Raw genomic sequence first — 7,115 nt, forward strand, 5'->3', positions numbered from 1 at the left:
CGGACGCCGGCCGGCGCCGGCACGCGCCCCGGGCGGTCCGTCCGCCCGCGTCGCATCCCCGACAGAATGCGCCGATGCCCGGGCCCGCGCCTCCACCGAACGGTGGAGGCGCGGGCGACGGCGGGGAAGGCGGCGGGTTTCCCGTGGGCCCGTCCCGGTCGCGGCCGGCGCGCCGGCGCCGGGGCCGGGCTCAGCAGCCGAGGACGTGCAGGACGATCTCCCGGCGATGCGGCCGGTCCCGGTGCTCGATCAGGTAGAGGCCCTGCCAGGTGCCGAGCGCGGGCCGGCCCTCCACGACGGGGAGCGTCAGCGCGGCGTCGGTGACCATCGTGCGGATGTGGGCCGGCATGTCGTCGGGCCCCTCGGAATCGTGGACGTAGGCGGCCCCGCGCGGAGCCATCCCGTCGAGGGCGGCGAGGAGGTCCGTGCGCACGTCCGGGTCCGCGTTCTCCTGGATCGTCAGGGACGCCGAGGTGTGGCGGCAGAAGACCGTCAGCAGGCCGTGGCGGACGCCGCTCTCGCGCACGAAGGCGCCGGCCTCGGCGGTGAACTCGGTGAAGCCCTGGCCCCGCGTCTCCACGACGAGGCGGCCCGTCGCCTGCCGGGTCGGCGCCCCGTCCGCGATCCGCTCCACGCGCCTCATGATGCGACCTCCCGCCCGGGGTGGATCTCGCGCTCGCCGCGCTCCAGAATGCGCTCCAGCACCGCCAGGCGGTCGGCCTCCGCCGGGGGCTTGTCCCAGCGGATGCGGCTGACGCGGGGGAACCGCATGGCGACGCCGGACTTGTGCCGGGTCGAGCGCTGGATGCCCTCGAAGGCGATCTCGAGGACGAGGCCCGCCCGCACCCCGTACTCCACCTCCCGCACCGGGCCGAAGCGCTTGACGGTGTGGTTGCGGACGTAGCGGTCGAGCCGCATCAGCTCCTCGTCCGTGAAGCCGTGATAGGCCTTGCCGACCGGCACCAGCTCCTCGTGCCCGTCCGGCGCCTCGCGCCAGACGCCGAACGTGTAGTCGGAGTAGTACGACGACCGCTTCCCGTGCCCGCGCTGGGCGTACATCATCACGGCGTCGACCCGGTAGGGCTCGCGCTTCCACTTCCACCACGGCCCCTTGGGGCGGCCCGGCACGTAGGGGCTGGCCAGGCGCTTCAGCATCACGCCCTCGATCGCCTCGGCGTCCGGTCCGGCGCCGACGCCGGCCGGGTCGGCCCGGGCGGCCGCCAGGGCGTCCCAGTCGCCGAACGCCACCAGGGGCGAGAGGTCGATGCGGGCATGGTCGAGGCGGGCCACGAAGGCCTCGAGGCGCGCCCGGCGCTCCCGGAACGGCAGCGGCCGCAGGTCCTCGCCGCCCTCCGCGAGCAGGTCGTAGGCCCGCACGTGGGCGGGGAAGTCCTCGAGGAGCTTCGGGGTCACCGCCTTCCGGTTCAGCCGCTGCTGGAGCACGTTGAAGCTCTGCACGCGGCCCTCGCGCAGGATCAGGAGCTCGCCGTCGAGGGCCCCGTCGAACCCGATCGCCTCGGCGAGGTCCGGGAACGCGCCGGAGATGTCCTCCCCGGTGCGCGAGAAGATCCGCCGGACCTGCTCCCCGGCGCGGTCGCGCCCGCCGACGAGCTGGACGCGGATGCCGTCCCACTTCCACTCGGCCGAGAACGCCTCCGGGTCGAGCTTGGCGAAGTCGCTCTCCTCCTCGATCGGGTGCGAGAGCATCGGCGGCCGGAACGGGGCCGGGTTGCGGGATTCGGGCCGCTCCGCCCCGCCCTCGACCCAGGCGAACAGGGCCGCGTAGGGCGGCTCGAGGCCGTGCCAGACCTCCTCGACGGCGTCCGCCTCGTGCCCGCCGAGGCTCGCGACGGCGGTCTTGGCGAGCCGCGCCGAGACGCCGACCCGCAGCGCGCCGGTGATGAGCTTGAGGAGCGCCCAGCGGCCGGTCTCGTCGAGGGCGTCGAGCCACGCGGCGATGCGGGCCGGGAGCTCGGCCTTGCCGATCGTGCCGAGGGTCTCCACCACCTCGGCGAGGGTCGGCACCGGGGCCGGCGGGTTGTTGTGGCCGAGCCCCGGCGGGGCGTCGGCGGGCCGGGCCGGCCAGATCAGGGCCGTCGCCTCCGCGAGGTCGCCGACGTAGGAGTGGGACATCCGGAACAGCACCGGATCGACCCGCTCCTCCACGAGGCCGCGGATCAGGTTCGGCTTGGCCTCCCGGAAGCTCAGACCGCCCGTCATCGCGGCGAGCGCGTAGCCCCGGTCGGGATCGGCGGTGTTGCGGAAGAAGTCCTGCAGCAGGCGCAGCTTGGCGTTGCGGCGCGGCTCGTAGGCGAGGCGGTCGAGGAGGTGCGCGAACGCGTTCACGCCGCGGCCTCCGGGAGCCGGTCGCCCGGCGCGGCATCGGGCTCGGCCTCGCCCTCGTCGCCGTAGCCCAGCATGTGCAGGGGCCTGGCGCGGATCCCCTGCGTGCCGCACCAGTGCACCAGGGCGTCCTCCTGCCCGTGGGTGACCCAGACCTCCCCGGCGCCGGTGTCGCGGATGGTGCGGCAGAGCGCGTCCCAGTCCGAGTGGTCGGAGATCACGAGCGGCAGCTCCACCCCCTTCTGGCGCGCCCGGGCCCGCACCTGCATCCAGCCCGACGCGAAGGCCGTGACCGGGTCCGGGAACTTGCGCGACCACAGGTCCTGGATCGCCGAGGGCGGGCAGATCACGATCCGCCCGCCGAGCTTCGGGCGCTCCGCCGCCGCGACCTTGATGGTCTCGCCGACGGGGATGCCCTCGCGCCGGTAGAGGTCGGTCAGCTTCTCCATGGCGCCGTGCAGGTAGATCGGCGCCTCGAACCCCTCCTCCCGCAGGAGCGCCATCACCCGCTGCGCCTTGCCGAGGGCGTAGGCGCCGACGATGTGGGTGCGCTCGGGGAACAGCCGCACGGAGGCGAGCAGGCGCCGCACCTCGGCGCGGGCGTCCGGATGGCGGAAGACCGGCAGCCCGAACGTGGCCTCGGTGATGAACACGTCGCAGGGCACGACCTCGAAGGGCAGGCAGGTCGGGTCGGGCGCGCGCTTGTAGTCGCCCGAGACGACGATGCGGCAGGCCGCCCGCTCGATGGCGATCTGGGCCGAGCCGAGGACGTGCCCGGCCGGGGCGAAGCGCACCGCGACGTCGCCGAGCCGAAGCGTCGCCCCGAGGGCCGCCTCCTGGCGGGATTCGCAGAACGCCTCGCCGTAGCGCACCGCCATGATGCGGAGCGTCTCCGCCGTGGCGAGCACCCGCCCGTGGCCGGCCCGCGCGTGGTCGGCGTGGCCGTGGGTGATCAGGGCCCGGGGCACGGGGCGGACCGGATCGACGTGGAAGTCGCCGCCCGGGCAGTAGAGGCCCTCGCGGGTCAGGGTCAGGAGGTCGGTGGGGCGCGGCGCCATGGCTCTCGTCGGATCGGGAGCCTCGTATATAGGGAGGACCGCCCGCCTGTCCCGCACCGCCATGACCGTGCCCGCCCGATCCTCCGGCGACCTCCTCGCCGACCGCCGCTACGCCTGGGCCGAGGCCGCCCTCGCGGACGGGGACGCGGCCGCCTGCGCCGACCTCGCCGAGCAGGTTCTGGAGCGGGCGCCCGCCTTCGCGCCGGCCTGGCTGCTGCTCGGCCGCGCCCGCGAGGCGATGGCGGGCGAGGATCCGTCGGCCCGGGCGCGGGCGGCCGAGGCCTTCGCGACCGTCCTCGCCCTCGACCCCGCCGATCCCCTCGGCGCCGGCCTGCGCCTCGCCCGGATGGGCCGGCCGGGCGGCGGGACGGCGATCTCCCCGGCCTACGTGCGGGCCCTGTTCGACGGCTACGCGGCGCGCTTCGAGCACCACCTCGTCGAGGGCCTCGGCTATCGCGGCCCGGCGCTCCTGCGCGAAGCCCTGGTCGAGGTCGCGGCGTCGCGCGGCCGGGCGCCGCCCTTCGGCCGGGCGCTCGATCTCGGCTGCGGCACCGGCCTCGTCGCCCGGGCCCTCGGCGGCCTGGTCGGGCCGCTCGCCGGGGTCGACCTCTCGCCCGGGATGCTGGCGGCGGCGCGCCGGACCGGGCTCTACGCCCGCCTGGTCGAGGGCGACCTCCTCGCCTTCCTGGCCGCGGAGCCCGCGGGCGCGGCCGATCTCGTGGTGGCGGCGGACGTGTTCATCTACCTGCACGACCTCGCGCCCGTGCTCGGGGCGGCGGCCCGCGCGCTGGTGCCGGGCGGCCTCTTCGCCTTCACGCTCCAGGCCCACGAGGGCGAGCACGGCGCCGTGCTGGGCCCGGACGGGCGCTACGCCCACGGGGCCGGCACGGTGCGGGCAGAGGCCGCGGCGGCGGGCCTCTCCGTCGCGCGCTTCGCGCCCGCGGCGATCCGCCGGGAGCGCGGCGCGGACGTGCCGGGCTGGCTCGTGGTGCTGGAGCGGGAGCGCCGGGCGAGCGCGGCCTGAACCCCGGCTCCCGCCCCGTCCCCCGCGCTCCTCCCCTCCTGCTCAGCGCTTGCGCGGGGCCGGGTCGCCGGCCTCGGAGACGAGCCGCATCAGGGCACGCTGGTCGAGCTTCGCGCCCGGTGCGGGCTCGGGACGCGCCTCGGACCGGCGGCCCGGCAGCGCGCCGGTCGTCGGGGGATCGAGGGTGGCGGCGAGCGCCGGGCCGGGCGCGCGGCGGTCCTTGGCCCGCAGGGCGACCCAGTTCGCCGCGGTCGTCAGCGCCGCCACGGCGATGATCACCTTGATACCAGCCGTGAGGAGGCGCCACATCGTCGGAAGCTCGCGGTCGTGAGACGGGGCCGCGGCAGGTGCGGGCGGCCCGTGTCCTGACGTTAGGACCGCGTTCCTTAACGAGCGGGCCGGCGCCCCCCGGCCGCGGCGTCTCACAATGGCGCGGCGCCTACCGGCTCCCGGCCGCCCGGCCCCGGATCGGCCTGGGACCGGACGATTCTGGTGGGCCATGTGCCAGGGTCGCGGTTCCTGTTCCCCGAACCCGTGACACTCCTGCGACTACCCGGCCCACTGAGCCTCACAGGAATGGGTTGCAGAGAACTGGTCCGCCCCATCCCGTCATCGCCGACCTCTCTGCCGCGCAGCCCGGACGGGTTCCGGAAGCCTCCAGGCGCGCCGACAGCCAGGACGGCCCGTGTAGCAGACCGTGGCTGCGGGGCAACCCGCATGCTCGCCGCGGGGTTGCGTCGAAACGCGTCGCGCAGGACAGCTTGACGGAGCGCCCCCAGCGCCAGCGCCGCGCGGCCGCGATCCCGCGGGCGCCGCCCCGACGAGGCCGGATCGCCCGTTCTCCGAGGCCGCCCGGTCCCGGCCGGGAACGCTTCGCGCCCGCCCGGCACGCCTCGGGGCGTCGGCGGGGCGCGGCCGGGTCCCGCCCTCAGCGCAGCGCGCCGCAGAAGCGCTGGATGCGGGTGCAGGCCTCTTCCAGGAGCTGGTTCGAGGTGGCGTAGGAGATGCGCAGGTTCGGCCCGAGGCCGAAGGCCGAGCCGTGCACGGTCGCGACGCCCTCCGTCTCGAGGAGGCCGAGAACGAAATCCTCGTCGGTCTCGATCACCTTGCCGTCCGGCAGCCGGCGGCCGATCAGCTCGGCGCAGGACGGGTAGACGTAGAACGCGCCCTCCGGCGTCGGGCAGCGCAGGCCGTTGGTCTGGTTGAGCATCGACACCACGAGGTCGCGCCGGGTCTGGAACGCGGCCCGGAACTGCGCCAGGTGCTCCTGCGGCCCGTCGAGGGCCGCCACCGCGGCCCATTGCGAGATCGTGGCGGCGCCGGAGGTCTGCTGGCCCTGGACGAAGTCCATCGCCTTGATCAGCGGCTCGGGACCGCCCGCGTAGCCGATGCGCCAGCCCGTCATGGCGTAGGACTTCGAGACGCCGTTCATGGTCAGCGTGCGCTCGTACAGGCTCGGCTCGACCTGGGCGGGCGTCACGAAGGTGAAGTCGCCGTAGACGAGGTGCTCGTACATGTCGTCGGTGAGCACCCAGACGTGGGGGTGGCGCACCAGCACGTCGGTGAGCGCCTTCATCTCGTCGAACGTGTAGGCGGCGCCGGACGGGTTGGAGGGCGAGTTCAGGATCAGCCACTTGGTCTTCGGGGTGAGCGCGCGCTCGAGCTCCGCCGGCTGGAGCTTGAAGTCGTTCTCCATCGTGGTGTCGGCGAAGACCGCGGTGCCGCCGCACAGGCCCACCATCTCCGGGTAGGACACCCAGTAGGGCCGCGGCACCACCACCTCGTCGCCCGGGTTCAGGGTGGCGAGGAGCGCGTTGTAGATCACCTGCTTGCCGCCCGTGCCGACGATCGTCTGGGCGGGCGTGTAGTCGAGGCCGTTCTCGCGCTTGAACTTGCGGGCGATGGCCTCGCGCAGGGGCACGATGCCGGAGACCGGCGGGTACTTGGTCTCGCCGCGGCGGATCGCCTCGACGGCGGCCTGCTTGATGTGCTCGGGCGTGTCGAAGTCCGGCTCGCCGACCGACAGGCTGATGACGTCGCGTCCCTCAGCCTTCAGGTCCCGCGCCTTCTGGGTCATCACGATGGTGGCGGACGGTTTCACGCGCGAGAGGGCGTCGGCCAGAAAGCCCATGATCTGCAAACTCCGGAAGAACAGCGATGGCGCGCCCGCCGGGGCGACGAACGGGCCCCGCCGCGGGCGGGCCGGACCGTAATCGGGCGTGGCCGAAGGAGCAAGCGCGAGGAGTGAGCGCGCCGGCGCGCGGGCCGGCGGAGAGCGGGCCCGCGCTCGGATCCGGACGGGGCGGCGCGCCCGCGGGCGCCGCCCCGTCCGCGGGCGCGCCCGCCGGGCCGCTCAGCCCGGGATCACGTCGACGATCTCGTAGGTGTCGGGATCGATGATGACGATGTCGTCGTCCACCAGCACGTAGCGGAAGCCCCGGTAGGCCGGCACCAGCGTGAGGATCGCCGGGGGCAGCGCGTGCAGCGCGACCGAGCGCGGCACGGCGGTGCCGACGTTGAGCGCGAAGTTCACGTTCGACACCGGGCGCACGCCCGACTTCACGATCGTCTGCCGGAACTCCGTGCGCTGACCGGTGTCGAGACGGGTGACCGCGCCGCGCGCCTCGCTACGGCCCCCGGTCCGCTCGCCCCGTTCGGTCCCGCGCTCGCCGCGCTCCTGCCCGCGCTCG

General features: G+C 75.1%; 7 protein-coding genes. 1 reads left to right on the top strand and 6 read right to left on the bottom strand.

The features are described 5' to 3' along the window. Positions 1-190 precede the first annotated feature (190 nt). Genes DT057_RS13680 through DT057_RS13690 form a run of 3 tightly spaced genes read right to left on the bottom strand, consistent with a single transcriptional unit; the run spans position 191 to position 3,401 of the window. Positions 191-643 (bottom strand): secondary thiamine-phosphate synthase enzyme YjbQ, encoded by a 453-nt coding sequence (locus tag DT057_RS13680; protein WP_128562659.1) that lies wholly within the window; start codon positions 641-643, stop codon positions 191-193. Beyond that, positions 640-2,346 (bottom strand): cisplatin damage response ATP-dependent DNA ligase, encoded by a 1,707-nt coding sequence (locus tag DT057_RS13685; protein ID WP_128562660.1) that lies wholly within the window; start codon positions 2,344-2,346, stop codon positions 640-642. Before DT057_RS13685 ends, DT057_RS13680 begins: the two co-directional genes overlap by 4 nt. Next, positions 2,343-3,401 (bottom strand): ligase-associated DNA damage response exonuclease, encoded by a 1,059-nt coding sequence (locus DT057_RS13690; RefSeq protein ID WP_128562661.1) that lies wholly within the window; start codon positions 3,399-3,401, stop codon positions 2,343-2,345. Before DT057_RS13690 ends, DT057_RS13685 begins: the two co-directional genes overlap by 4 nt. A gap of 61 nt (positions 3,402-3,462) precedes the next feature. Between DT057_RS13690 and DT057_RS13695 the strand changes: the two genes are divergently transcribed. Continuing rightward, positions 3,463-4,425 carry a class I SAM-dependent DNA methyltransferase gene (locus DT057_RS13695; RefSeq protein WP_128562666.1) on the top strand — a complete coding sequence of 321 codons (963 nt, stop codon included), beginning with the start codon at positions 3,463-3,465 and terminating at the stop codon, positions 4,423-4,425. A gap of 42 nt (positions 4,426-4,467) precedes the next feature. Here the strand turns inward: DT057_RS13695 and DT057_RS13700 are convergent, their stop codons facing one another. The 3 genes from DT057_RS13700 to DT057_RS36795 all read right to left on the bottom strand — a co-directional run. Beyond that, positions 4,468-4,734: a hypothetical protein gene (locus DT057_RS13700; protein WP_128562662.1), complete on the bottom strand. Its 267-nt coding sequence runs from the start codon at positions 4,732-4,734 to the stop codon at positions 4,468-4,470. A 619-nt stretch (positions 4,735-5,353) separates the two neighbouring features. Next, on the bottom strand, positions 5,354-6,556 hold the full coding sequence (locus DT057_RS13705; RefSeq protein ID WP_128562663.1) for a pyridoxal phosphate-dependent aminotransferase: 1,203 nt from the start codon (positions 6,554-6,556) through the stop codon (positions 5,354-5,356). Positions 6,557-6,778: 222 nt separating this feature from the next. Continuing rightward, positions 6,779-7,115: DUF1236 domain-containing protein (locus DT057_RS36795; RefSeq protein ID WP_244937376.1), on the bottom strand; the 337-nt coding region annotated here is incomplete at its 5' end.

Source organism: Methylobacterium crusticola (assembly GCF_003574465.1).
Lineage (GTDB): Bacteria > Pseudomonadota > Alphaproteobacteria > Rhizobiales > Beijerinckiaceae > Methylobacterium > Methylobacterium crusticola.